The organism is Pseudoxanthomonas sp. UTMC 1351, assembly GCF_040948865.1.
Taxonomy (GTDB): domain Bacteria; phylum Pseudomonadota; class Gammaproteobacteria; order Xanthomonadales; family Xanthomonadaceae; genus Pseudoxanthomonas_A.
The window spans coordinates 92,560-117,186 of record NZ_JAVGJT010000008.1; the positions used below are offsets into that span (position 1 = coordinate 92,560).

Genomic DNA, 24,627 nt, shown 5'->3' on the forward strand with positions numbered 1-24,627 from the left:
TGACGGCCTGCACGTTGGGAGCTACTCCCCTTCTGCGGCCATTCTCACGGCGCAGGGCGGTGAGGTCAATCCGACAGGTAAAATGATGGTCATGAATACCCCACTTCCCGTTGTCCGTCTCAAAAACGCCTGGCGCTCCAGCCACCCGTGGATTTTCCAGAAGCTGGTGGAAAAGCCCGTCCAGAAGCCCAAGCCCGGCAGCCTGGTCGATGTCGTCGGCGTGGATGGTGAGTGGATCGGCCGGGGTTTCTACAACGGCCATTCGCGCATTGCCGTGCGCATTCTGGAAACGCACCCCGAAATTCCGGTGGATGCCGGCTGGTTCTCGCGCAAGATCGCCGATGCGGTTTCGCTACGCCGTGATGTGTTGAAGCTGGATGCCACCACCGACGCCTGGCGCGTGGTGCATGCCGAAGGCGATGGCCTGTCCGGGTTGGTGGTGGACCGCTATGGCGATCTGCTGGTGGTCGAATTCTTCAGCGCCGGCATGTTCCGCCACCGCGACTGGATCTATGAAGCGTTGAGCGAACAATTCCCCGGAGCACGCTTCTATAGCTTCGCCGAGGAGCATGTGCAGAAGCAGGAGAGCTTCGATTACCGGCCGGTGAGCAGCGCAGGTCTCGAAGCGCCGGCGCCGAGCATCATCACCGAAAATGGCGTGAGGTTCCGCGCCGACCCGGCCGGCGCGCACAAGACCGGCTTCTTCGCCGATCAGCGCGAGAACCGTGAATGGTTGTCGCAACAGTGCAAGGACAAGCGTGTGCTGGACCTGTGCTGCAACACCGGCGGCTTCGCGGTATATGCCAAGGTGCGTGGTGCGGAAGAAGTGGTGGGCGTGGACATCGATGAGGACGTCATCGAGATCGCCAAGGGCAACGCCAAGCTCAACGACGTCAAGTTGAAATTCGTGCAGGCCGATATATTCCCGTACCTGCGCGATGCGGCAAATCGCGGCGACCAGTACGACGTCGTGATCCTGGACCCGGCCAAGATGACGCGCGACCGCGAGCAGGTGATCACCGCGCTGAAGAAATACCTCGACATGAACAAACTGGCGCTGGGCGTGGTGAAGCCGGGCGGCTTGTTCGCCACGTTCTCCTGCACCGGCCTGGTCAGCGAAGAACAGTTCCTGGACATGCTGCGCCGCGCCGCTTATTTCTCCGGCCGCACCATCCAGATCCTCAAGGTGTCCGGCGCCGGTGCCGACCACCCGTTCATGGCGCATGTGCAGGAATCGCGTTATCTGAAGGCGGTGTTCTGCCGCGTGGTGGATTAGCTCAGGAGCGAGGTCGGTTGCGACCAAAAATCAAAGCTTCTTAGACGCGGATCAACGCAGATAAACGCGGATAAAAGCATTCATTGCTTTATCCGCCTCTTTCGCACTGATTCGTGTCAAAAATGGCTTTATTCTTCCGGTCGCGACTCACCGGCGCCAGCATGCTGGCGCCGGTGAGTCGCGACCGTATTAATCGACCGGAAAAAGAGCCGCCTCAGCTCTCCGGCGACAACTCAATGCAATCGAACTGGACGTTCGGATCGACGTCGGCGTCGTAGTCCACGTCGTCGCGCTCGAAGCCGAACAGCTTGAGGAACTCGCGCTTGTAGCTGGCGTAGTCGGTCAGCTGGAGCAGATTTTCACTGTTCACCTTGGGCCACAATTCCTTGCAGGTTTCCTGCACGTCCTCACGCAGTTCCCAGTCGTCCAGGCGCAGGCGGTTTTCATTGTCGGTTTCCGGCGGCTGACCATCAGCACGATAAAGACGCTCGCGGAACAGGCGGTCGAGCTGTTCGATGGTGCCTTCGTGCAGGCCTTTCTCCTTCATGATCTTGAAGACCATGGAGATATACAGCGGCATCACCGGAATGGCGGCGCTGGCCTGGGTCACCACCGATTTCAGCACCGCGACATTCGCACCGCCGCCGATCTTGCGCAGGCGTGCGTCCAGCCGGTGAGCGGTGGCATCCAGATCCACCTTGGCGCGGCCCAATGCGCCGTGCCAATAGATCGGCCAGGTGATCTCGGTACCGATATAGCTGAAAGCCGCCGTGCGCGCGCCAGGCGCCAACGCATCGGCACGTTCCAGTGCATCGACCCACAGCTCCCAGTCCTGGCCGCCCATGACGGTGACGGTGTCTTCGATCTCCTGCTCGGTCGCAGGTTCGATCGATGCCTGGATGATGGTGTCCTTGTTGGTGTCGATCGCGGTCGAGCTGTACGCCGCCCCGATGGGCTTCAGCGCCGAACGCTTCACTTCGCCGCTGCCGGGCAGCTTGCGCACCGGCGAGGCCAGCGAATAGATCACCAGGTCCACCTGGCCGCCCATCTCGTTCTTGATCAGCTCGATGGCCTGGGCGCGCGCTTCATCGGAGAACGCATCGCCATTGATCGAGCGGCTGTACAGGCCTTCGGCCTTGGCGAACTTGTCGAACGCGGCGGCGTTGTACCAGCCAGCGGTACCGGGCTTCTTGTCATTGCCGGGTTTTTCGAAGAACACGCCCAGGGTGTCGGCACCGTAGCCGAACGCCGTGGTGATCCGCGCGGCCAGGCCGTAGCCGCTGGACGCGCCGATCACCAACACCTTCTTCGGACCATCGCTGCGCACGCCATGTGCCCGGACCGCGGCAATCTGGTCGCGCACGTTGAGCTCGCAGCCGAGCGGGTGGGTGGTGGTGCAGATGAAGCCACGGACCTTGGGATGAATGATCAACGTCGTTACCGGGTTATGTGCCTGCGCAGCATCTTAGTCTCGCGCCCGTCGAGAATGAAGCAAAGGTGCTACACACGCCTGCGTATGGCGCGGCACAAGTACGGCAGAAAGGGGGAGTGCGTCCTCAATAGCCGCTCTCGCGCAGCGTGTCCTGTACCTGCTCATGCCGTGCCTGTAATTGTGGTGAAGGCGCTTTGCCGAGCAGGCTGACAATGATGATTCCGACGGTGGAGGCGAAGAAGCCAGGCACTATCTCGTACAGCGCGCTGCCCGTTTGTTTCCACAGGACCACCGTTGCCGCGCCGACCACCATGCCTACCAAGGCGCCGTTGCGGGTCATGCGCTTCCAGAACAACGACAGCACCACCACTGGTCCGAATGCCGAACCGAATCCAGCCCAGGCGTAGGCGACCAGTCCGAGCACGCGGCTCTCCGGGTCGCGCGCTATCCAGATCGCCAGCAGTGCGACCGACAGCACCATGGCGCGCCCAAACCACACCAGCTCTTTGTGGCCGGCTTTGGGGCGAACGAAACCGCGGTAGAAATCCTCCGTCAGCGCGCTGGAACAGACCAGCAACTGTGCCGACAGCGTGCTCATGACCGCGGCCAGGATCGCCGACAGCAGCACACCCGCCACCCACGGGTTGAACAAGAGTTCCGACAATGCGATGAACACGCGCTCGGGGTTTGCGTTGACCGGTCCGGCCACGGCAGGGTTGGCCGCGAACCAGGCAATACCGAAGAAGCCGGTCGCCATCGCGCCGGTCAGGCACAGGACCATCCAGGTCATGCTGATGCGGCGCGCACGTGGAATCGTCGCCAGACTGTCGGCAGCCATGAACCGCGCCAGGATGTGCGGCTGGCCGACGTAGCCCAGTCCCCACGCGACAGCGGAAATCACCGCAACAACGCCGCCAGCGCCGATCCATTGCAGCCGCGCCGGATCGGTCTGTTCGATCAGCGCGATCGCCGTTTCCGGCCCACCGGCGCCGATGATCGCGAACACGGGCACCAGCAGCAGCGCGAAGATCATCAGCGTTGCCTGCACGGTGTCCGTCCAGCTGACCGCAAGAAATCCGCCGATGAACGTGTAGGCGATCGTCACCCCGGCGCCCCAGAGCATGGCTTGCTCGTATGGCAGTCCGAACATGCTTTCAAACAACCGTGCCCCGGCCACGATGCCGGACGCGCAATAGATGGCAAAGAACACAAGGATCACCACCGCCGACAGAATTCGCAGCAGTCGGCTCTCATCGGCGAAACGGTGGGTGAAATAGTCCGGCAGTGTCAGCGCGTTACCCGCGCGTTCGGTATAGACGCGAAGCGGCCCGGCCACATATTTCCAGTTGCACCAGGCGCCGATGACAAGCCCGATGGCGATCCATGCCTCGGAGGCGCCGGTCAGGTACAAGGCACCCGGCAGGCCCATCATCAGCCAGCCGCTCATATCCGATGCACCCGCGGCGAGCGCGGTAACGTAGCTGCCGAGCGAGCGCCCGCCGAGAATGTAGTCATCGAAGGTGCGCGTGCGGCGCCACGCCAGGAAACCGATAGCCACCATCAGCAGCAGATAGGCGGTGAACGTGACGAGCAGCGGCGTGCCAGCAGTCATGTGAATCCTTGTGGTCTTCGATGAAGTGCCGCGCCGATAGACGTGACATAAGTAAGGGCGGTAAATCGCCGGCCCGCAAGCGTATTCACGGGAGTGGCGGGCAGGGTAAAGGCGCGCGGCGTGACTGGCAATCGGCGCTGCACCACGCACCGGATATGCCGCTGCGGCAGAGTGAGAGGGAAGCCAAATCCTGGTACTGATTGTGGGCTTCTACCTGCACGCAATGTTCGGAGAATCAAGTCACATCGGCGGCTGGCGCAGCCTTCGGGATAACAACCACTGCATCGCCATGAAGAATCTCTTGTCGTGTCGCCCCGGCGTTGATTCTGGTTGTCATCGCGGTCGTTCCGCTCAGTGGTCGTGGTCAACCGGGACCACCCTCCGACCGCTTCTTCGTCGATACGACTCAGGCCGCTTCCGCTACAACACCGACGCGTTCGTCGGCGCGCGGCTTGACCGGACGATTGACCAACAACACTCCAGAGAACACCAGCCCCAGCGCGGGCAGCAAGGTCCAGCCCAATGACTCGCCGAACAACCACGCTCCGGCAACGACGCCGGTCAGCGCGATGACATAGCCGATCTGGCTATAGGCCACGCTGTCGGCGATACGCTGCAATGCGGCTGCGGACACGTTGGCGGCCACGGTGACCACGATCATCAACAGCACCAGCGGCCACAAAGTGATTGCTCGTGGCAGCGAGGCCATGGCGTCGCCGGAGAAAAACAGCGGCACCAGCATCAGTGCCTGCACGGCCATGGTGCCGGCAGTGGAAGTGGGTGCATCCATGCCGGTCGGCCAATAGCGCGAGCGATAGACATTGCCGGCCGCCAGCAGCACCGGCACTGCCAGCGCGACCACCAGTGCCAGCGCCTGCTCGCTGTCCACCGCCTGCGCGCGCGGCAGCAGCACCAGGCTTACGCCCAGCAAGCCCAAGCCGGTTCCGATCAGCGCATTGCGCGACGGCAGCTTCCGCTGCACCAACGCCTGGAACAACGAGGTGAACAATGGAGACAGCGTCACCACCACGGTGAAGATCCCGGCCGGAATGCGCGCCAGCACCCAATTGCCCACCAAGGCGGAAGCGCTGACCGCGATCAGGGCGGCAATCGCAAAGAACCGCAGCGCAGCCGGATCGGTCGGCAGCCGGGTCCCGCGCGCGACCACCAGGGTGACGATTACGCTGGCTGCGCCGACGACCTGGAAAAAGGACACCGCGACAGGACTTAGGCCCTGGCTCAGCAACAATTTGCCGATCACGAAGATGCTGCCCACCAGAGTGCCGGCGGTCAGGGTAAGTAGCAGACGGGCGGTAGAGGTATGCATCGCGGGGCTTCCAGGGCGGGATGACTGCAGGATAGGCATTGGCCAGCGACGGATAATCCGCCCGGAAGTGATTAGACTGTTTCCCCATGTCAACAATCCCGTTGGGACAAATCCCCATTCCCGACCTGCCCGGGCTGCTGGCGTTCGTCCGGGTCGCCGAGCTGGGCAGCTTCGTCCGCGCCGCCGAAACCCTCGGCCTGTCCAAGGCGGCTGTGAGCAAGCAGGTGTCCGGTCTGGAGCAGCGCCTTGGGGCGCGCTTGTTGCACCGGACCACGCGACGGTTGAGCCTGACCGAGGCCGGCCAGCTCTACTTGCAGCACGCACAAGTCGCTTTCGCCGAAGCGCGCGCCGCCGAGGACGCCGTTACCGAGGGCAGTGAAGTCCCGCGCGGGCGTCTACGCGTCGCTATTCCGATGACATTCGGCGTCATGCACGTGGCGCCTTATGTGGGTGCTTTTCTCAGCCAGTATCCGCAGGTGGACATCGATTTGCGGATGGCGGACGGCCCGCAGGATCTGATTCGCCAGGGAGACGATCTGGGCATCCGGCTGGGTCAGCTGGAATCCTCCAGCCTGGTCGCGCGCACCATCGCCCACAGCCCCGTCTATCTATGCGCCTCGTCGGCCTATCTGGACCAGCACGGACGGCCTCAACGCCCGGACGAACTCAGCCAGCACGATTGCCTGCATTTCAGCCTGGCCTCCGCGGGCCGCACCTGGGAGTTTCGCTCCGGTGAGGAAACCCTGCGCATCGCTCTGCCGGCACGGTTGGACGTCAACAACACGCTGGCACTGAAAATGGCGGCGCTGGCCGGCGCCGGCATCGCGCGCATTCCGGCTTTCGTGATTGCCGATGAACTGCATGACGGCCGTCTGGAAAGGGTGCTGCCGCAATGGTCGCTGTTGGGCGTGGACGTGCACGCAGTGATGCCGGCGCGCCAGCATGTGCCGGCCAAGGTGCGCGTCTTCGTCGAATACCTGCGCCAAGCTTGGGCAGCGCAGACGGATTGGCGCACGGCAGCTCAGCCCGGCGGCTGACGCAGTCCCTGCGACGCCGCCCAGTACACTGTCCGCATGGATATTCAGACGCTACTTCTCCTCTTGCTCGGGCTCGCGGCTGCCGCGGTCGTGCTGCTCATCGTGCTGTTGCTGCGCCGCCCCGAAGCGCGGCTGGAGCAAGCCTTGCGCGAAGAGCAGCGCAATGGCCGCGGTGAACTGCGTGAACAGCTGGACAGCCTGTCCAAGCAGCAGGAAACCCGTATCGAAGGCTTCGGCCGCAACCTGGCCGATCTGAGCATCCGCACCGACCAGCGCCTGGACGTGTTGCGAGACAGCCTTGCCGAAGATGCCAGGAAAGGGCGCCTGGAAGCGGCCGAATCGCAACAGCGTTTCGCCGACGTGCTCAGTCAGCGGCTGAGCGAACTGACCCAACGCAATGAACTGCGTATCGGCGAGATGCGCGCCACCCTGGAAGACCGGCTGAAGTCGTTGCAGGCGGACAACACCGCCAAGCTGGAGCAGATGCGCCAGACCGTGGACGAGAAACTTCACGCCACCCTGGAAACGCGCCTCACCGAAAGCTTCGGTAATGTCACCGCCATGCTGGCGCAGGTGCACCAGGGCTTGGGCGACATGAACAAACTGGCGGCCGACGTGGGCGGCTTGCAGCGCGTGTTGAGCAACGTCAAATCGCGTGGCGTGTTCGGCGAAGTGCAATTGGGCAACCTGTTGGAACAGGTATTCACGCCGGACCAGTACGCCGCCAATGTCGTCACCGTACCTGGCAGCAATGAGCGGGTGGAATACGCGGTGCGTTTCCCCGGTTCCACCACCGACTCGGCGGTATGGCTGCCGATCGACGCCAAGTTCCCGCGCGAAGACTACGAACGCCTGCTCGATGCACAGGAACGCGCTGACGCGGAGGCCGTGCGCGTGGCGGGTGACGCGCTGGAGCGCGCCATCAAGAAACAGGCACTGGAAATCCGCAAGTATGTGGCGGCACCGCACACCACCGAATTCGCCATCATGTTCCTGCCCACCGAAGGCCTGTATGCCGAAGTGCTGCGCCGCCCCGGCTTGTTCGAAGCCATGCAGCGCGACCATCGCATCACCCTGGCTGGCCCGACCACGCTGCTGGCGCTGCTGACCAGTTTGCAGGTCGGCTTCCGCACGGTTGCCATCGAGAAGCGCTCAGCCGAAGTCTGGCGCATCCTGGGCGCGGCCAAAAGCGAGTTCGGCAAGTTCGGCGACGTGCTCGATTCGGTCAAGAACAAACTGGAACAAGCCAGCAAGCAGATCGACAACACAGGCGTGCGCACCCGCGCCATCGCCCGCACCCTGCGCGAAGTGGAAACACTGCCGGGGGAAGAGACCCAGAAGTTGTTGGACGCCGCGGCCGATAGCGACGAGGCGGAGTAGGGCGGCTACTGTTTGTAGGAGTGGTGCCGGCATGCCGGCACCGGTAAGTCGCGATCGCAAATGAGATCTACACGCAGGATCCCTGTAGGAGCGCCGTCCCGGCGCGAGCTCTTCCTGGCAGATCGCAATAGAAGCGAAGAGCTCGCGGCGGAATGCCGCTCCTACAAATACAAATGATGGGTGTCGCGCTTCAAGCGCCCGGTGTGGAAAACGAAAAGCTACTGGACACGGATCAACGCAGATAGACACGGATAAAAGCATTCGATGCTTATCCGCTTCTATCCGCGTTGATCCGTGTCTAAGGCTTTGGCTGTTCTTCCTGTCGCAGTACCGGCATAGCGGCGCAGGTCTACACGCAGAAGTTCTGTAGGAGCGGCGTCCCGCCGCGAGCTCTTCGCTTTATCGCGATCTGACGGAAGAGCTCGCGGCGGGACGCCGCTCCTACAAAAGCAGGACGCCGCTCCTACAAATACCAATGATGGGTGTCGCGCTTCAAGGACCCGGCGTGGAAATATCCGGCATCGGCATGGCATCCACCGGCACCGTCGGGTTGTTTTCGTCCAGCAGATAATCCGGCAGCGAATCTTCGTTGTCGCCCTGCTTGCTGCCTTCGATCTGATAGGCGCGGCGCTGCATCCACGAATCGCGCACCAACGTGTAGTCGTCCACGGCGCCATCGCGCAGGCTGTCCAGCGACAGCAATTGCGCGCGCGTGTCGACCAGATTCAGGCCCTGCAGGAAAATGCGGGTCTTGTCCTGTTCGATTTGCCGCACCGGACTGAGCGGCATGTCGCCGGCCAAGCCCAGGACATCGCGCACGGTGCGCGGCCCGAACAGCGGCAGTTCCACATAGCGCGAACGATGCCAGCCCCACGTGCCCAGCGTCTGCCCGAAATCTTCCCGTCCGCGCGGCAGCTTGGCGTCGCTGGCCGGGTCGAACAGGCCACCGATGCCCAGCGTTGAATTCAATACGAAGCGGCCCAGTGTCTGCCCGGCGGCTTTCGGTTTGCCCTGCAGCAGTTGGTTGACCAGGGTCAGCGGCTGGCCCAGGTTGTCGAAGAAATTGCTGACGCCCAGTCGGACCGGGCGCGGAACCGCTTCGACGTAGGCGCGCGCCAGCGGCTTGGCGATGGTGCGATCCACCGCGTTGTTGAACCTGTGCACCTTGCGGTTGTATTTCTCCCAAGGGTCGTACGCCTTGGGCAACTGCGCCGCAGCTGGCAACGTGGGGTCGGCGATCGGGTCGTAGGGTTCCTGGCCATAGATGGCGGCGAAATCCTGTTCCGCGGACGTGCTGCCGTTGACAGTAGGCGTCTCGACTGTCGCGGCCTCCCCCATGGGAGCAGGCGCGGTGTCGCCGGCCGGCGTGGCTTCGGCTACGGAGCCGCCATCAACAGGCGCGCTGTTGGATCCGCCGTTGTCAGGCGTGCTGTTATAAGGCGTGCTGTTATTAGACGCGCTGTCGATGACCACCGGCTCGGCCGGCGAAGCGGACGAGGCGGCGGGTGGTGCGGAAGCGCAGGCGGAAGCCAGCGCGGCGAACAGTACGACGGTGCTGACGCGAAACAGGTTCATCCCGGTTCCTTGGGCTAACGTGGGGGGTTGCCGCTACGCCGGATAGTCCAGCGTCGGCGTCAATCGATAGGCTGCCCGCAGATCCGCCAAGCCCGCGGGCTCGCCATCGAATTGCGGGGAGTTGCCGGCAGCACGCAGGCGCGCGGCGAGTTCCGCCAACAATGCCAGCCCGGCGCTGTCGACGGTAGTGACGTTGGTCAGGACGAAGCGTTGCGTACCGGGCAACGCTGCCGAAGCCTGCCGCCACAAGCGCGTGGCAGCAGCACGGTCCAGCGCACCGGTGAATACCAGCGCGCTGCCGTCGCGGCTGACGCCGGCGTCAGTTGACGTCGCCACTGACCTGCATCCTGCCGGCGCGCAGATCGGCAGCGACCTGCGGAATGGATTTCTGCCGCAGCGGCGCATCGAACTGGTTGCGGAAGGTCTGCACGAACGACACGCCTTCCACCATCACGTCGAAGATCTTCCACTTACCGCCAACCTGGCGCAGCAGATAGTCGACCGGCACCGGGTCGCCGTCCGGGCGGATCATTTCGCTGGACACCTTCACCCCGCGGCCGCCAGGCAGCGCGGTTTCCGACTTCACCCGCACCTTCAGGCTCGTATTGAAGTCCAGCAACGCCGAACCGTAGCGGGTCATCAGGCTGTCACTCAGCGCATCGGCGAACAGCTTGATATCCGCATCCGACGCGCCGCGGCCGTGCATGCCCAATACCAGCCGGCCGGCATAGTCGCGATCGAACAGCGTGTTGAATTCGCTGGATACATACTCGCGCAGCGCCGCCGGATTGCCTTTGAACTCGGCGCGGCGCTGTTCCAGCGTGGTCAGGATGCGGGTGCTGCTGGCCAGTACCAACTGGCTGGCGGCGCTGGGCGCAGCCTGCGTCCGGGCGGCCTGCGCGAAGGCCGCGGGAATGGGTGCCGCGGCTACCAGAGCCGAGGCGAGAACAACCGACAAAAGAGAATGCTTCATAAGAGGCCTCAAGGCTGGGGAACTTCTTCAGAGGGAGCAGGCGGCGGCGTTGCTTCCGGCGTCGTGCCAGTGTTGCCGCCGCCGCTGAACATGTACTTGCCGGCCAGTTGCAGCAGATCGACCGCCGGCTGGGTGAAGGCGATCTCATCGCCGGACTTCAATACTTCCGGATCGCCGCCCGGCGACAGCCCGATGTAGTTCTCACCCAGCAAACCGCTGGTGAAGATGCCGGCGGCGGTGTCGCCCGGCAGGTCCTTGTACCGGCCGTCGATGGAGAGCGTCACGACGGAGTCGTATTTGACCGGGTCCAGCTGAATGTCAGCCACCTGTCCGATCACCACGCCACCGATCTTCACCGGCGCCTGCTTGCGCAGCTGGCCAAGATTGGTGAAGCGCGCTTTCAGTTCGTAGCTGCTGCCACCGAAACCGAAACGTTGGTTGGTGGAAGCCAGCGCCAGCACCAGCAGCGAGGCCAGTGACAGCAATAGGAACGCGCCGACGGCGAATTCTAGACGGGGTCCGCGAATGGACATGGCATTAACTCCGGAACAGCAAAGCGGAAAGAACGAAATTGAACATCAGCACCAGCAGCGAGGCATTGACCACCGCGCGGGTGGTTGCCACCGAGGTGCCTTCGATAGTGGGTTCTGCGTGGAAGCCGACATAGGCGGCGACCAGCGCGGCGGTACCGCCGAACACCGCCGACTTCAGCAGCGCCACACCGAAGTCGTCCCAGAAATCCACGCTGTTGCGCAGCGCCGACCAGAACGTCCCGTTGTCCAGGCCCAGCACGTGCACGGCTTCGAAATAGCTGGCGCTGATCGCCAGGCTGCAGAAGAAACCGGTGAGCAACGGCACCGTCAGCACCGCCGCCCAGAAGCGCGGCGCGACGGCCTTGGCGACCGGATCGATCGCCATCAGCTCGAGTGCCTTGATTTGATCGGTTGCACGCATCAGGCCCAGTTCGGCGGCGATGGAACTGCCGGCGCGCCCGATGAACAACAGCGCGGTGAGCACGGGACCCAGTTCGCGGTACAGCGACAGGCCCAACAGCGTCGATAGCGCATCGGCGGCGCCGAACGTGGTCAAGGTGCGATAGCCCTGCAGGGTCAGCACCAGGCCCACGAAGGCGCCGCCCACGGCGATGATGGGCAGCGAACGCCCACCGATCTTGTAGATCTCACGGGTCAGCTCAGCAAAAAAATCGCCCGTGGGCTTGGAGGCGCGAAACACCGACAGCGAAAACAGCCCGGCGCGGCCCAACGAGCGAGTGGCAGCGATGAAGGGCATCAGGCTTCGCCTCCGGGAATGGGGAATAGGGAATGGGGAATGGGAAAAGCCGTCGCTACGCCATGCCGACGTAGGCATGCAGCGATTCCCGATTCTCGATTCCCGATTCTCGTCCTCACGCCGCCTCCGTCCGTTTGGCCGTATCGAAGGCAATCGGCCCATCCGGTTCGCCGCGCAGGAACTGGCGCACCAACGGGTCGGCGGTGTTTTCCAGTTCGGTGGGTGTGCCGGCAAATACCAAGCTTCCGTTGGCGATCACCACGGCTTGGTCGGCGATGGGCAGGGTTTCATGAACGTGGTGGGTCACGATGATGCTGGTCAGCCCCAAGGTCGCGTTGAGGCGCTGGATCAGGCTCATGATCACGCCGCTGGCGATCGGGTCCAGCCCGGTCAGCGGTTCGTCGTAGAGCATCAGCGGCGGATCCAGCGCAAGCGCGCGGGCGAGGGCGACGCGACGGGCCATGCCGCCGGAAAGCTCGCGTGGATACAGGTCGGCGGCGGCGCGCAGTCCCACCGCATTGAGCTTGAATTCGACGATACGGCGAATCAGCGCGTCCGTCAGCTTGGTATGGGTGCGCAGCGGCAGGGCGACGTTGTCCGCCACCGACAGATCGGTTAGCAATCCATTGCCCTGTAGCAGCACGCCAACACTTTTGCGCATTTCCAACAAGGCGCGGCTTCGCTGCGGCACCGGCTGGCCGAACACTTCCACCGCACCGCTGACAGGCGGAAGCTCGCCGGTCAGCGCTGCCAGCAACGTCGACTTGCCGCTGCCGCTGGGGCCCAGGATCGCGGTGATGCTGCCCGCCGGCGCCGCGAAGGCGATGTCGCGCAGGATCGTGCGACCGCCGCGGTCAAGGCGGACATCAGACAGGCGAACGGCGGGGGTGTCGGAAGACGTCATGGATTGCCGGATTGTTTGGCGGGATGTTTGGCTAATCGGGTTTAACGGAAAAACAACGGGTTAGCTTCACGGCTAGCGCCTGAACAAAACCTGCACCGACGAGTTTGATTATTGTTTAAGACAGCTTGGTCACCGCATGCGCCCACATCAAGTCTCGCCACAGCCGAGTCTCTGCAATTGCGACTGGGCTGCGGCATCATGGCCGGATGCAGGGGCAGCCCCACGATTTCCGTCTTTATCCTTCCAACGATCTCGATGTGCTGGCCGCCGTGCTGGCCAGCGGGCTGCGCGGCCGTGCGGACGACTGGTGGCGGCAGGAAGTGGTGCTGGTGCCGCAATTCTCCATGCGACGCTGGCTGCAGCAGGCACTGGCAGAACGACTCGGCATCTGCGCCAACGTAAGTTTCCTGACGCCTGGCGAGTTCGTCGATCTGGCCCTGGATGCCAATCTGGGCGAGGCGCCGCGTGGCGACCGGCTGATGCCCGAAGCGCTGCGTTGGCATCTGCTGCGCGAACTCGAACACGACCCACCGGCCGAATTCGCGGGCTTTGCCGGCAACGCCGATCCGCGTTACCGCTGGTCGTTGGCGAGTGCGTTGGCCGACAGCTTCGAGAAATACCAAGCTTGGCGCCGCGATCAGTTACTGGCTTGGGAGCGCCATGCGCCGCGTGACGACGCCCAGGCCACGTTATGGCAGCGGATCGGCCGCGGCCGTCAGCATCGCGCGCGGCGTATCGGCGAGTATCTGAAAAAGTTCGGTCCGGAAGGCGTGCAGGCGCCGGCCGGGTTGCCGCCGCGGCTGTTCGTGTTCGCCTGCCAGAACATCTCGCCGGATGTGTTGCAGGTGATCGCCAGCCAGGCACGCGCAGGTGAGCAGCACTTCTATCTGCACACTCCGTCGCGGGTTTACTGGGGCGATCTGTCGCGCTGGGCGGCTGACTACACACCCGACCAGGACGACCGCTTCGGCGGCGAAAATCCATTGCTGGCCGCCTGGGGCCAGGCCGGCCGCGATTTCATCGCCGCATTGGGCGGCGGCGAAACCGTTCGCGCACGCTTCGAGGCCCCCGCTTTCAGTGAGCCCTACGACGATCTCTTGCTGGGCCGTATCCAGGCCGATGTGTTGGAGAACCGCGCGCCTTTGGCCGCGGAGGCTCACGACGCCAGTTGGCCGCGTACGCAAGTCGCAACGGACGACACCAGCCTGCAATTCCACGCCTGCCACACGCGCTTGCGCGAAGTGCAGGTGCTGCACGATCAGCTGCGGGCGCTGTTGGAACAGGAAGCGCCTGAAGGCCGCGAGCGTCTTAACCCGCGCGACATCGCGGTGCTGATGCCCGACGTGGATGCGTATGCGCCGCATGTGGAAGCTGTGTTCGGCGGCGCGCTGGGCACTCCGCGCGAGCTGCCCTACACCATCGCCGACACCAGCCCATTGGCCACCGCCGCCATCGCGGAAGCTTTCCTGCGTCTGTTGAAGCTGCCCTTGCAGCCGCTGACCTTGCCGGACTTGATCGATCTGTTGGCGGTGCCGGCGCTGGCGCAGCGCTTCGATATCGAAGACGCCGACCGCGCGCGTTTGCAGGATTGGCTGCAGGCGGCTGGCGCGCGCTGGGGTTTGGATGGTGCCGACCGCGCGCGTCATCTGGTTCCGTCAGACTCGCCCATGCTGGAGAGCGAATCCGTCCGCCTCGCGCGCGAGTCGAACGAGTACACCTTCGAGTTCGCTGTGGACCGGCTGCTGTTGGGCATGGCCAGCGGCGATGACGAACTGATCGGCGGCGCGGCTACGGGCGGAGGACACACCATCGCACCGTGGCCGGAGTTGGAAGGTCAAGCCACCGAATCGCTCGACGCACTGGTGCGGCTGTTGGCGGCGCTACGCAGTTTCGGCGCGCGCCTCCAGGGTCCGCACACACCAAAGCAATGGTCCGATCATCTGGCCGAACTACTGACAGCCGTGTTCGCCGCCGAACCTCGCGAAGACAGCGAACGCGCCGTTCTTGAGCGCCTGCACAAAGCAGTCGCCGATTTCGCCGACAGCGCGGTACTAGCCGAGTTCGACGACGCCGTGGCGCACCGCGTGGTGCTGGATCACTTCCAGGCCGAACTGGCGGGTAGCGATGCGCGTGCCCCATTCCTGTCTGGTGGCGTCTGCTTCGGGCGAATGGTGCCGATGCGGCTGATCCCCTTCCGTGTGATCTGCCTGCTGGGCATGGACGAGGCGGCGTTTCCAGGACGCGACGGCCGCGACCCGATCAACCGCATCAACCAAGCACTGGAAGACAGCGACCGGCGGGTGGGCGACCCTTCGCGGCGCGACGCCGACCGTTATTTGTTCCTGCAACTGTTCTCGTCGGCCAGCCGGGCGTTCTATGCCAGCTGGGTAGGCATGGACGCGCGCGACGGTAGCCGGCGCGAGCCCTCCGTACTCGTGTCGGAACTACTGGACACCGCCGCGCGTTATCACCACGGCGATGCAGAAGCCGTACGTGAGAAGTTGGTAGTCCGGCATGCGTTGCAGCCGTTTTCGCCCGCCGCGTTCGGCGCGGCGCTGCCGGAGGAAAGCCACGGCGACGCGCGCCGTTTCAGCTTCGACGCGCGCTGGTATCCAGCAGCGGGTGCCGATACCGGCACAGGCCGCGCCGAACGGGAAATATTCGCGTCGATTCTGCCGCCGCGCGATGAGGCGGATGAGAAAACCGTTCTGTCGCTGGCGCAATTGCGCGACGCGCTGATGCGGCCGCATGCGTTCTACCTGCAGGCCGGGTTGGGGCTGCGGCTGCCGGAGGAAGAAGCGCCGCCGCAAGAACACGAACCCTTCGGCATGCCGGATGCGCTGAGCCGCTACGGACTACGGCAGGTAGTCTTCGACGCCTGGCGCCGCACAGGCGAGGCACCGGAACTTTCGTCGCTGCAAATCGAATTGCTGGCGCGCGGCTGGTTGGCGCCTGGCGCGGACGGCCGCGCCGTGCTGCGAAACATCGTCGACGAAGTGGCGCCGTTTGCCGAAATGGCGATAGAAGAAGGCTTCACAGGCACCGGCGAGGCGCTGCCGTTCGAGTTGATGCTGGGCGATGGTGGGGCGGAGAAAAGCATGCTGGCCGGAACCCTGGAGCAAGTGCATGGCGATCGGCTATTTCGCGCAGCGCTCAACCCTACGGGCCGCCACGGCGGCCATGCGTTGCGGCACGGATTGGATTGGCTGGTGGCTTCCACGCAGGATTTGGCGTTGCACGAGCTGTCGGTGGAAAAGAAAGGCGCACTGCCGCGCATCGCGGTGCGCGAACCGCTGCCGCCATCGCAAGCACGCGCCGCATTGGGCGCGCTGATAGCGTTGCGTCAGCACGCCGCGCGCTTCCCGTTGTGTTTCCTGCCCAAGAGCGGCCACGCTTGGTGGTCGATGGCGCAGCAGGATCACGAACGCGCACTGGAAGAAGCGCAGAAGGTATGGGGCGGTGGCGCCGAGGGCGGCTTTGATGAGCTTCGCTTCGGTGGACCCGGGGAAGCGCAAGCGGCAACACGCATTGCATTGCGCGGACGCGATCCGTTCCTGGATGGTGACATCGAAGCGCGCGACGCATTCGAACTGCTATCCCACAGTATTTTCAGCGCGCTGGAGCAGGGCCAGCCTTTCGACGCGGAGGCGCTGCTGTGAGCGACGCCGTATTCGACACCAATCTGCATGCGCGCAGCCTGGTCGAAGCCAGCGCCGGCACCGGCAAGACCTATGCGCTGGCAGGATTGTTCGCACGCGCGGTGATCGTCGACCGGCTGCGCGTTCCGCAGATCCTGGCGGTGACCTACACGGTCGCTGCCACGCAAGAACTGCGCGAACGCGTACGGCTGCGGCTGAGACAGGCGGTGGAGTTGGCCGATGCCTGGAAAGAAGATGACCCAGAGACGCAGGCGGGCGACGCACCCGAAACCGCGATGCTGCGCAGGCTGCTACATCAAGCTTTGCTGACCGAGCCGCGCGAATCGCTGCCGGCATTGCGCCAGCGCCTGGCCCGGGCGCTGCGCGAAATGGATCTGGCCGCCATCGCCACCATTCACGGCTTCTGCCAACGTGTTCTGCGCGAACACGCGCTGGACACACGGCAGCCGTTGATTGCTTCGGAACTGGAAACCGCCGATACCGCCGCGCGTGAACGACTGGCAGCGGATCTGTGGCGTGCCTTCTCGCGCGATGCCGAAGGCGCGGATTTCCTGCATCGGCAATTCGGCCGAGTCGAAGCCCTCTCCCGGGCACTGCGCGACTTGTTGGCGCCAGAACCGTTGCTACCGCCATCGCCGCCGGCGTTGGTCGATCCGCGTCCTGCGCTGGCGCAAGCTTGGCAGCACGTCTGCGAAGCGTTCACCGTCCATGGCGAGCCCGCGTGCGAAGTCGTCGGCCGTGCCATCGCCGATGCTGTGCTCAAGGCGAATGAGTACAAGGCCGACCACGTCGTCTCGCTCTGGCAGTGGCTGAGGAAAGCGGTAGCGTCATCGAATCCGCCTTTGGCGGCGCATCCCAAGCTGCACAAATACCTGCCTGCCGTGCTGGAGAAAGGCACGCTCAAGGCCAAGGCGGGAAAGACACCGCAATCGCCATTATTCGCCACCTTCGAGCCCGTCATCGACACGCTGGCGGCGGTGGAAACTTGGCAGGAAGCGCGGGATCTGCAACGGCTACATGTCTTGCGTGCCGACGCGCTGCGCCGCGAACGCGCTCGCAAGGAAGCCTTCAACGTCCGCGACTATGACGATCTGATCGGCGAACTGCATGCGGCGGTCGCCGACGAACGCACATCGGCCAAGCTGGTCGGCGCCTTGCGCGAGCAGTTCCCCTGCGTGCTGGTCGACGAGTTCCAGGACACCGACGCGCGCCAGTGGCAAATATTCGCGCGCTTGTTCGGCGAAGGCAGCCTGGTGCTGGTCGGCGATCCCAAGCAGGCCATCTACCGGTTCCGCGGCGGCGACGTGAATACCTACGTTGCCGCAGCGAAGACGGCACAACAGGGCGCCACGCTGGACCGCAACTTCCGCTCGCGGCCCAGCGTCATCCGCGCCGTCAACACGTTGTTCGAAAGCACTCCACCGAGCGCATTGGGCGAGGGAATCGATTTCCTGCCCACGCAGCCCGGTGGCAGTGCGGCCGACATGGATTTTCTGCTGGATGGACAAGCCGCACCGGCAATCCACTTCCACGTCGTACCGCCGTCCGAGAATGGCAAGGACTACACCAAACCGGTTTCAGTGCGCTTGGCCGCCGAACTCTGCGCCGATGCCATTCTGCAGCGCCTGCAACAAGCCCAAGCGGGCCACGCGCTGATCAAGGACCGTTCGAACAAGACCATGCGGCCGTTGCAGCCGCGCGATGTCGCGGTGCTGGTCCGCGATCACCGCCAAGCCGCCGCCGTACGCCATGCGTTGTCATTGCGTGGCGTTCCTGCGGTAGCTTCCGGCCGGGAAAGCCTTTATCAAAGCGAAGAAGCGCAGGATTTGCTGACGTTGCTGCTGGCACTGCGTGCACCTGGCGATGACCGCCGCCTGCGCGCCGCGCTGGCCACGCCGCTACTCGGCTGGGATGCCGCACGTATCGCCGTGCTGGATGAAGAAGGCGACCTGCTGCGGCAATGGCAGCAATCGCTGGTGAGCTGGCGTTCGCGCTGGGAGCGGCACGGCCCGCAAGCGATGCTGGCAGAAGTGCTGGCAGCCAATGCCGAGCGCTTGCTGGGACAGGCTGGCGGCGAACGCCGATTGACCAATTACCTGCAGCTGGGCGAACTGATGCAGTCCGCGGCCGGCCGCAATCTGGGCACGCAAGGACAGCTGGACGCACTGCGCTATGACATCGTCCATGCCGATGGCGATGACGAAGCGCAGCAACCGCGACTGGAATCCGACGCCGGACGCGTGCAGATACTCACCCTGCACAAGAGCAAAGGGCTGGAATTTCCGCTGGTCTATCTGCCGTTCGTCGGCATCGGCCGGCAGGAGAAGGTCAGCGGTTTGGCGATGTATACCGACGCCTCCGGCCAGCGCGTGCGGCAATGGCCGACGGCACAGACGTTCGAAGGCGCTCCCGCCTGGAACGATGCCAAGCAGGCACATCTGGATGAGGAAAGCGCCGAGGATATGCGGTTGCTTTATGTGGGCCTGACCCGCGCCAGCGAAGCGCTATGGTTGTGCGGCGGTCCGCTGTCGCAGCATCACAACGCCTCATTGCACCGCCTGTTGCAAGCGCCTGCGTCTGCGCTAGAACTAATGGATGCGTTGGGTGACGCCGCTGTTGTCAGCAACGGCATGCCTCCGCTGGAGCAGCCGGGACGTTTGCCTGCCGCGTCTGTGCCGGCGGTGCCTGCGCCACGCGAAGCTCGGCGCAGACTGCACCGCGATTGGTGGATTCATAGCTTCAGCCAGCTGCACAAACAACAATCGCATGGTGCCAGCGCCATGATCGAAGCGCGCCCAGCGGACGATGAAGTACCGTCGGCCATCGCGCCACCCCGGCCACGCCAATTCGGCGGATCGCGTTTCGGCAATACGCTGCATCACGCGCTGGAACGCATCGACTTCGCCGCTTGGCGCGATCACGCCGCTGAATGGCCACCTCACGGACAAACCCAGCCGCTGATTGATGCCTTGAACAGCCAGGGCTATCCGGAAAAGCAGCACGAAGCCGGTGTTCGCGAGTTGACACCGCTGATCGCAAACACCGTCAACGCACCGATGCCCGAAGGCGTCCGCTTGTGCGACCTGCCCCAGGAAGCGCGCATCACCGAACTGGAATTCCATCTGGCGCTGCGTGGAGCCACTACGCAGGCGTTCCTCGATCTGCTGCACCGGTATGAGTTGGCGCTGGACCGCCATGATTTCGGCGTGTGGACGCAACTCACCGGACTGTTGAACGGCAAGATCGACCTGACCTATCGCCATGCCGGCCGCGTCTATGTGATGGATTACAAATCCAACGATCTGCCTTCGTATGAACCCGATGCATTGGCACAGACCATGGCGTCCAGCGAATACGACCTGCAAGCGTTGCTGTACACCTTAGCGGTGCACCGCTGGATGCAATTGCGCTTGGGCGAGCAATACGATTACGACCGCGATTTCGGTGGCGTTCGCTATGTGTTCTGCCGCGGGCTGGACGTTGCCGATCCAGCGCGCGGCGTCTTCGTCCCGCAATTTCCGCGCGCGCTGGTCGAAGCGGTGGATGCGTTGCTGGTACCGCCACTGGAGCTCGCCGCATGAGCGCGGTGACGTCGATGCTTGGTGATCGCCTGCGGCCCGTGGATATGGCGTTGGCCGACACGCTGCGCCGGCTGGATCCGCGAACCGATGAGCGCGTGCTGCTGGGCGCGGCGTTGGCATCGCTTGCGGTCGGCGCTGGCCACGCCGGCTTCGATCCCGCACGGCCGCATTGGCTGCTGGGACATGCGGAAGATCTGCCTGATGCCGACGAATGGATCGCCGCCTGGCGCGCATCGCCATGGATAAGCGAGCCGGCGCAGGAAGACATCGCCAACCCGGCAGCACCCTTGGTGCTGGAAAACGGATTGCTCTATCTGCGGCGTTACCGTGAATACGAACGCGCACTGGCCGCGGGATTGAAACGGCTGGCTGCGCAATCGCTGGTGGGAACCGATCTTGCCGCGGTGCAGCCGCTGTTCGCCGACCTGTTTCCGCACGCAGAGCAGGGCGATCGGCAAGCGCGCGCGGCGGCGTTGTCGCTGGTGCAGTCCTTGCTGTTGATCACCGGTGGTCCGGGCACCGGCAAGACCACCACCATCGCGCGGCTGCTGTTGCTGCTGATCGCGCAAGCCGATGCGCAGGGCGCGGTATTGCGTATCGCGTTGGCGGCGCCGACTGGACGCGCGGCCGACCGCATGTCAGAAAGTCTGCGCGCTGCCTTGGCGAAGTTGGATGGGCTGCCCAGCCTCCGCCCCGCATGGCGCACGGCGCTGCCGGACCGGGCCAGCACCTTGCATCGCCTGCTTGGCAGCCGGCCCGGCAGTCCCCACTTCCGCCACAACGCCAGCCAGCCGCTGCCGTTCGACGTGATCGTGGTGGACGAAGCCTCCATGGTGGACCTGCCGCTGATGGCAAAACTGGTCGACGCCGTACCCAACGGTGCGCGCCTGATCCTGCTGGGCGACCGCGATCAGTTGCCGTCAGTGGAAGCGGGCGATGTGCTGGCGGCGATTGGCGATGCCGCGGGCGATGGGGATGTGTTGCCGGAAGAGCTGGCGGAGCGACTGGCGCCGTTGCTAGGGATTTCTGGTTGTGGGAGCGACGTAAGTCGCGACCGGAAATCTTCCGCAGCCAGCGACACTCCCAAACAGGTAGATCTATTCGCGGAAGAAGTAATTGATAGTTCCAGCACTACGGTCGCGACTTACGTCGCTCCCACAAATGAGTTCCTGCCCCCACTCTTCGGCCATCGCGTCCAACTACAACGCGGCTATCGCCAATCCGAGGAACTCGATCTCGCACCACTAGCGGACGCCGTGCGCAACGGCGATGCGGACACCGCTTTGTCGCTGCTCCGCAGCCAATCGCTACGCGGCGTCGATTTCCACGAAGACGCCATCGGCCCGCTAGCACCCACCACGCGTCGATCGTTGCTGACGCACTGGCGCGGCATGGCAGCCGAAACCGACCCTGCCGCGGCGCTGGCGTTAGCCGACCGTCTTCGCCTGCTGACCGCTCTACGCGAAGGCCCGCAAGGCGCCGCCACGTTGAACGCGCAGATCGAGGAAGCCTTGGCCGGGGTCCATCGCGAGGTGTACTTTCACGGGCGTCTGCTGCTGATCGCGGAGAACAGCTATCGGCACGGATTGTTCAACGGCGATGTCGGTATCTGCCTGCGCCAGTCCGATGGCGCCACCGCGGTGTTCTTCCCGGGCGGCGGCGAAGGCGTGCGCGGTTTCCATCCCGCCGCACTGCCGGCGCATCTCAGCGCCTTCGCCCTCACCGTGCACAAGGCGCAGGGCTCCGAGTTCGACCAGGCCTGGGTAGTGCTGCCGCGCCAGGATGCGCGCACGCTGACGCGCGAACTGCTCTATACCGCGATCACCCGCACGCGCCGGCAAGTGCATCTGTTCGCGCGCGAGGACATCCTGCGCGCAGCGTTGTCCCGACAGGCACAGCGCATCGCCGGATTGAAGGAAAGACTGGCGTAGCAAGTCCACCCCGCGCCCGTGCGAGAACAAAGCGCAGCATCCGACACCTCTTGGTCGCTGCTGCCGATAGGCGGCGAGAGCAGGCGCTATACCGCGTTGCAATCTAAGCTATAACTTAGTTTTTCAGGGTTTCTGAAGAGTCAGATAGGCAATCTAAGCTATAACTTAGATTTCGCTTGCTTTTGGTAGCCTGATGATGAAATCTAAACTGTGGATTAGATTTCGGAGCATCAGTATGCAGGTCCATATAGAGGACGCCAGTGACGTCGGGCGTTGGGTTCGTGCAGTCCGCAAGGCACAGGGACTGCGGCAAGACGATCTGGCGGCGATGGTCGGTGCCAGCCATGTATTCCTGGGCGATGTCGAGCGTGGCAAGGGTACCGTGCAGCTGGGCCGGGTCTTTGAAGTCCTGCGGGAGCTCGGCATCGGCGTGAGCCTGGATATACCCGCCGACATGGCGGCCGATACATCCCGGCAAAGGCAATCGGAATGAATGCCGGTCTGCCGCCACGTCGGCTGGAGATCTGGTTGGAGGATCGCCGCATCGGTGAACTGCGCGAACAGGGCAATTTATGGGCGCTGGCTTACGATACCGCCTGGCGACAGGACGGTTACGACCTATCCCCGTCTTTGCCGCGCGCCGAAGGCGAAGTGGTTGACGGCGCCAGTGTGCGTCCCGTGCAGTGGTTCTTCGACAATCTGCTACCCGAGGAGGGCGCGCGCCAGTTGGTGGCGCACGACGCCGGGGTCGACGCCGCCGATGCCTTCGGTCTATTGCAACGATTCGGTCCCGAATCCGCCGGCGCGCTGACCTTGCTTGCGCCGGGGCAGACGCTGCTTCCGCCGGACTTACGCCTTCTGCCGGACGAGGTGCTGTCCGCGCGTATCCGTGCGTTGCCGCGCCTGCCGTTGTCGCACGACGCGCCCAAGCGCATGTCGTTGGCCGGCGCGCAGCACAAGCTAGCGGTGGTTATCCATGAGGGCCGGTTGTGGGAACCGGTGGGACGTGCCGCCTCCACACATCTGCTCAAGCCAGACCACGAACGGGTCGACGATTACCCGCACAGCGTCGCTAACGAGTGGTTCTGCATGCGACTAGCGGCAGCCTGCGGGTTGCCCGTACCAGCAGTGGAAGTGCGACGGTTGCCGGAGCCGATATACCTGGCGCGTCGTTTCGATCGCGAGGGCGACGGCTCGGCGGCACGCCGACTGTACGCGCTCGACGCTTGTCAGTTGCTCTCGCTGGACCGCACCTTCAAATACTCGCAGGCCACCATCGAACGCCTGCGCCAACTGGTTATTCTTTGCCGTCGCCCAGCAGCGACTCGTATCGCCTTGTTGCGCTGGCAGATATTCAACTTGCTGATCGGCAACGGCGATGCGCACCTGAAGAACCTCAGCTTTCTGGTTAGCGCCGATGGCCTGGAGCTGGCGCCGCACTACGACCTGCTCAGCACCGCGGTCTACCGGGCGCCGGATTGGGGCGCCGCGGAATCGGTGATTTCGATGGGTGGCAAGCGGCGCTTCGGTGACATCGGACGTGCCGAAGTGCTTGCCTTCGGGCAGACACTCGGCGTGCCCGAGCAAACGACTGCGCGCCACCTGGACCGGCTATGCGTGGACATGCCGCAGAAAGCCATCGAACTAATGGACGAATACGAACAAGGCGCAGCTGGCCGCGTTGATCCGGGCGAGGCGCGGTTGCTGCGGCAGATCGTGCATGGGCCGTTGGAGGATAGGCTGCGAGTGTTGCGAGTCGTTCAATGAGCGATGATTAAGAACAAAAAAGGGGATAGGGAATGACGATGTCTTGATCCCACACCGGATCAGTTGATCGACGAGCAGACGTCCGGAAACGGCGCTTACATGTCGCCCGAAGGCTGAGCAAGCCATATCCAATGGATGACGCGCACTAATGCGTTAACATCACGCCCCCGTACGGGAGTCCGCGCCCATGAGCCCCAAGAGCAAACCCATCCCCCCCAACGTCACCCAGGAGCAGGCCGAAGACGCCGTGCGCGTGCTGCTGGAATGGGCCGGCGAGAATCCGGAGCGCGAGGGCTTGCTGGATACGCCCAAGCGGGTCGCCAAGGCGTACCGCGATTGGTTCAGCGGCTATCAGATCGATCCGCGTGAGTACTTGGCGCGTACCTTCGAGGAGGTCGCCGGCTACGACGAAATGATCGTGCTGCGCGACATCGAGTTCGAAAGCCACTGCGAGCACCACATGGCGCCGATCATCGGCAAGGCGCATGTCGGTTATCTGCCCAACGGTAAAGTAGTGGGCATCAGTAAGCTGGCACGCGTGGTCGACGTCTATGCACGCCGCTTCCAGGTCCAGGAAAAGATGACCGCGGAAATCGCGCAGTGCATCCAGGACGTGTTGCAACCGCGTGGCGTCGGCGTGGTGATCGAAGGCGCGCACGAATGCATGACCACCCGCGGCGTACACAAGCGCGGCGTCAGCATGGTCACCTCGAAGATGCTCGGCGAGTTCCGCGAGGATGCCCGCACCCGTTTGGAATTCCTGCAATTCATCAAGGCCGGCAACGGCGGACGATAGGAGCGGTCGCTAGCCGGTAGGAGCGGCGTCTCGCCGCGAGCTCTCCCGTCAGGTCGCGATAGAAACAAGGAGCTCGCGCCGGGACGG

At 64.0% G+C, this 24,627-nt stretch carries 18 protein-coding genes; 9 read left to right on the top strand and 9 right to left on the bottom strand.

The features are described from left to right. The first annotated feature begins 91 nt into the window (after positions 1-91). Positions 92-1,276: a class I SAM-dependent rRNA methyltransferase gene (locus tag AB6O04_RS06395; RefSeq protein WP_368563002.1), complete on the top strand. Its 1,185-nt coding sequence runs from the start codon at positions 92-94 to the stop codon at positions 1,274-1,276. 214 nt (positions 1,277-1,490) lie between these two features. Here the strand turns inward: AB6O04_RS06395 and fabV are convergent, their stop codons facing one another. The 3 genes from fabV to AB6O04_RS06410 all read right to left on the bottom strand — a co-directional run bounded on the left by fabV (position 1,491) and on the right by AB6O04_RS06410 (position 5,647). Further along, positions 1,491-2,708 carry an enoyl-ACP reductase FabV gene (gene fabV / locus AB6O04_RS06400; protein WP_368563003.1) on the bottom strand — a complete coding sequence of 406 codons (1,218 nt, stop codon included), beginning with the start codon at positions 2,706-2,708 and terminating at the stop codon, positions 1,491-1,493. A gap of 124 nt (positions 2,709-2,832) precedes the next feature. Continuing rightward, positions 2,833-4,320, bottom strand: coding sequence for a sodium/proline symporter PutP (putP, locus tag AB6O04_RS06405; RefSeq protein WP_368563004.1), 1,488 nt, complete (start codon positions 4,318-4,320; stop codon positions 2,833-2,835). Between the two features lie 406 nt (positions 4,321-4,726). Continuing rightward, a complete protein-coding gene (locus AB6O04_RS06410) occupies positions 4,727-5,647 on the bottom strand; it encodes a DMT family transporter (protein WP_368563005.1) in 921 nt (306 codons plus the stop codon). An 86-nt stretch (positions 5,648-5,733) separates the two neighbouring features. On the opposite strand from AB6O04_RS06410, the gene AB6O04_RS06415 reads away from it, so the two are divergent. Then, positions 5,734-6,684, top strand: coding sequence for a LysR substrate-binding domain-containing protein (locus tag AB6O04_RS06415; protein ID WP_368563006.1), 951 nt, complete (start codon positions 5,734-5,736; stop codon positions 6,682-6,684). 36 nt (positions 6,685-6,720) lie between these two features. Continuing rightward, positions 6,721-8,064 (top strand): DNA recombination protein RmuC, encoded by a 1,344-nt coding sequence (rmuC, locus tag AB6O04_RS06420; protein WP_368563007.1) that lies wholly within the window; start codon positions 6,721-6,723, stop codon positions 8,062-8,064. A gap of 492 nt (positions 8,065-8,556) precedes the next feature. On the opposite strand, the gene AB6O04_RS06425 is transcribed toward rmuC, so the two are convergent. The 6 genes from AB6O04_RS06425 to AB6O04_RS06450 form a co-directional block, all read right to left on the bottom strand. Further along, a complete protein-coding gene (locus tag AB6O04_RS06425; protein ID WP_368563008.1) occupies positions 8,557-9,639 on the bottom strand; it encodes a VacJ family lipoprotein in 1,083 nt (360 codons plus the stop codon). Positions 9,640-9,672: 33 nt separating this feature from the next. Then, a complete protein-coding gene (locus tag AB6O04_RS06430) occupies positions 9,673-9,975 on the bottom strand; it encodes an STAS domain-containing protein (RefSeq protein ID WP_368563009.1) in 303 nt (100 codons plus the stop codon). Then, positions 9,959-10,612 carry a phospholipid-binding protein MlaC gene (locus AB6O04_RS06435; protein ID WP_368563010.1) on the bottom strand — a complete coding sequence of 218 codons (654 nt, stop codon included), beginning with the start codon at positions 10,610-10,612 and terminating at the stop codon, positions 9,959-9,961. Before AB6O04_RS06435 ends, AB6O04_RS06430 begins: the two co-directional genes overlap by 17 nt. An 8-nt stretch (positions 10,613-10,620) precedes the next feature. Continuing rightward, on the bottom strand, positions 10,621-11,145 hold the full coding sequence (gene mlaD / locus AB6O04_RS06440) for an outer membrane lipid asymmetry maintenance protein MlaD (protein ID WP_368563011.1): 525 nt from the start codon (positions 11,143-11,145) through the stop codon (positions 10,621-10,623). Positions 11,146-11,149: 4 nt separating this feature from the next. Next, on the bottom strand, positions 11,150-11,902 hold the full coding sequence (locus AB6O04_RS06445; protein WP_368563012.1) for an MlaE family lipid ABC transporter permease subunit: 753 nt from the start codon (positions 11,900-11,902) through the stop codon (positions 11,150-11,152). 115 nt (positions 11,903-12,017) lie between these two features. After that, positions 12,018-12,806, bottom strand: a complete 789-nt coding sequence (locus tag AB6O04_RS06450) for an ABC transporter ATP-binding protein (protein WP_368563013.1) — start codon at positions 12,804-12,806, stop codon at positions 12,018-12,020. Positions 12,807-13,012: 206 nt separating this feature from the next. Here AB6O04_RS06450 and recC point away from each other — a divergent pair, with 206 nt between their 5' ends. The 6 genes from recC (at position 13,013) to folE (ending at position 24,540) form a co-directional block, all read left to right on the top strand. Beyond that, entirely contained in the window at positions 13,013-16,465 is a 3,453-nt protein-coding gene (recC, locus tag AB6O04_RS06455) for an exodeoxyribonuclease V subunit gamma (protein WP_368563014.1), read from the top strand. After that, positions 16,462-20,046: an exodeoxyribonuclease V subunit beta gene (gene recB / locus AB6O04_RS06460; protein WP_368563015.1), complete on the top strand. Its 3,585-nt coding sequence runs from the start codon at positions 16,462-16,464 to the stop codon at positions 20,044-20,046. The genes recC and recB overlap by 4 nt, the downstream gene beginning before the upstream one ends. Then, positions 20,043-21,977, top strand: a complete 1,935-nt coding sequence (gene recD / locus AB6O04_RS06465; RefSeq protein WP_368563016.1) for an exodeoxyribonuclease V subunit alpha — start codon at positions 20,043-20,045, stop codon at positions 21,975-21,977. The genes recB and recD overlap by 4 nt, the downstream gene beginning before the upstream one ends. Before the next feature lie 235 nt (positions 21,978-22,212). Then, positions 22,213-22,470: a helix-turn-helix domain-containing protein gene (locus AB6O04_RS06470; RefSeq protein ID WP_368563017.1), complete on the top strand. Its 258-nt coding sequence runs from the start codon at positions 22,213-22,215 to the stop codon at positions 22,468-22,470. Continuing rightward, a complete protein-coding gene (locus tag AB6O04_RS06475; RefSeq protein ID WP_368563018.1) occupies positions 22,467-23,744 on the top strand; it encodes a HipA domain-containing protein in 1,278 nt (425 codons plus the stop codon). The genes AB6O04_RS06470 and AB6O04_RS06475 overlap by 4 nt, the downstream gene beginning before the upstream one ends. A gap of 187 nt (positions 23,745-23,931) precedes the next feature. Beyond that, entirely contained in the window at positions 23,932-24,540 is a 609-nt protein-coding gene (gene folE, locus AB6O04_RS06480) for a GTP cyclohydrolase I FolE (RefSeq protein WP_337343804.1), read from the top strand. Positions 24,541-24,627: the final 87 nt, after the last annotated feature.

Bases quoted from the DNA above. Each gene is read 5' to 3' on its own strand.
- folE (WP_337343804.1), top strand. From the start codon at position 23,932: ATGAGCCCCAAGAGCAAACCCATCCCCCCCAACGTCACCCAGGAGCAG.
- recD (WP_368563016.1), top strand. From the start codon at position 20,043: ATGAGCGCGGTGACGTCGATGCTTGGTGATCGCCTGCGGCCCGTGGAT.
- AB6O04_RS06435 (WP_368563010.1), bottom strand. From the start codon at position 10,612: ATGAAGCATTCTCTTTTGTCGGTTGTTCTCGCCTCGGCTCTGGTAGCC.
- AB6O04_RS06415 (WP_368563006.1), top strand. From the start codon at position 5,734: ATGTCAACAATCCCGTTGGGACAAATCCCCATTCCCGACCTGCCCGGG.
- AB6O04_RS06450 (WP_368563013.1), bottom strand. From the start codon at position 12,806: ATGACGTCTTCCGACACCCCCGCCGTTCGCCTGTCTGATGTCCGCCTT.
- AB6O04_RS06425 (WP_368563008.1), bottom strand. From the start codon at position 9,639: ATGAACCTGTTTCGCGTCAGCACCGTCGTACTGTTCGCCGCGCTGGCT.
- putP (WP_368563004.1), bottom strand. From the start codon at position 4,320: ATGACTGCTGGCACGCCGCTGCTCGTCACGTTCACCGCCTATCTGCTG.
- AB6O04_RS06445 (WP_368563012.1), bottom strand. From the start codon at position 11,902: ATGCCCTTCATCGCTGCCACTCGCTCGTTGGGCCGCGCCGGGCTGTTT.
- AB6O04_RS06410 (WP_368563005.1), bottom strand. From the start codon at position 5,647: ATGCATACCTCTACCGCCCGTCTGCTACTTACCCTGACCGCCGGCACT.
- mlaD (WP_368563011.1), bottom strand. From the start codon at position 11,145: ATGTCCATTCGCGGACCCCGTCTAGAATTCGCCGTCGGCGCGTTCCTA.
- rmuC (WP_368563007.1), top strand. From the start codon at position 6,721: ATGGATATTCAGACGCTACTTCTCCTCTTGCTCGGGCTCGCGGCTGCC.
- AB6O04_RS06475 (WP_368563018.1), top strand. From the start codon at position 22,467: ATGAATGCCGGTCTGCCGCCACGTCGGCTGGAGATCTGGTTGGAGGAT.
- recC (WP_368563014.1), top strand. From the start codon at position 13,013: ATGCAGGGGCAGCCCCACGATTTCCGTCTTTATCCTTCCAACGATCTC.
- AB6O04_RS06395 (WP_368563002.1), top strand. From the start codon at position 92: ATGAATACCCCACTTCCCGTTGTCCGTCTCAAAAACGCCTGGCGCTCC.
- AB6O04_RS06470 (WP_368563017.1), top strand. From the start codon at position 22,213: ATGCAGGTCCATATAGAGGACGCCAGTGACGTCGGGCGTTGGGTTCGT.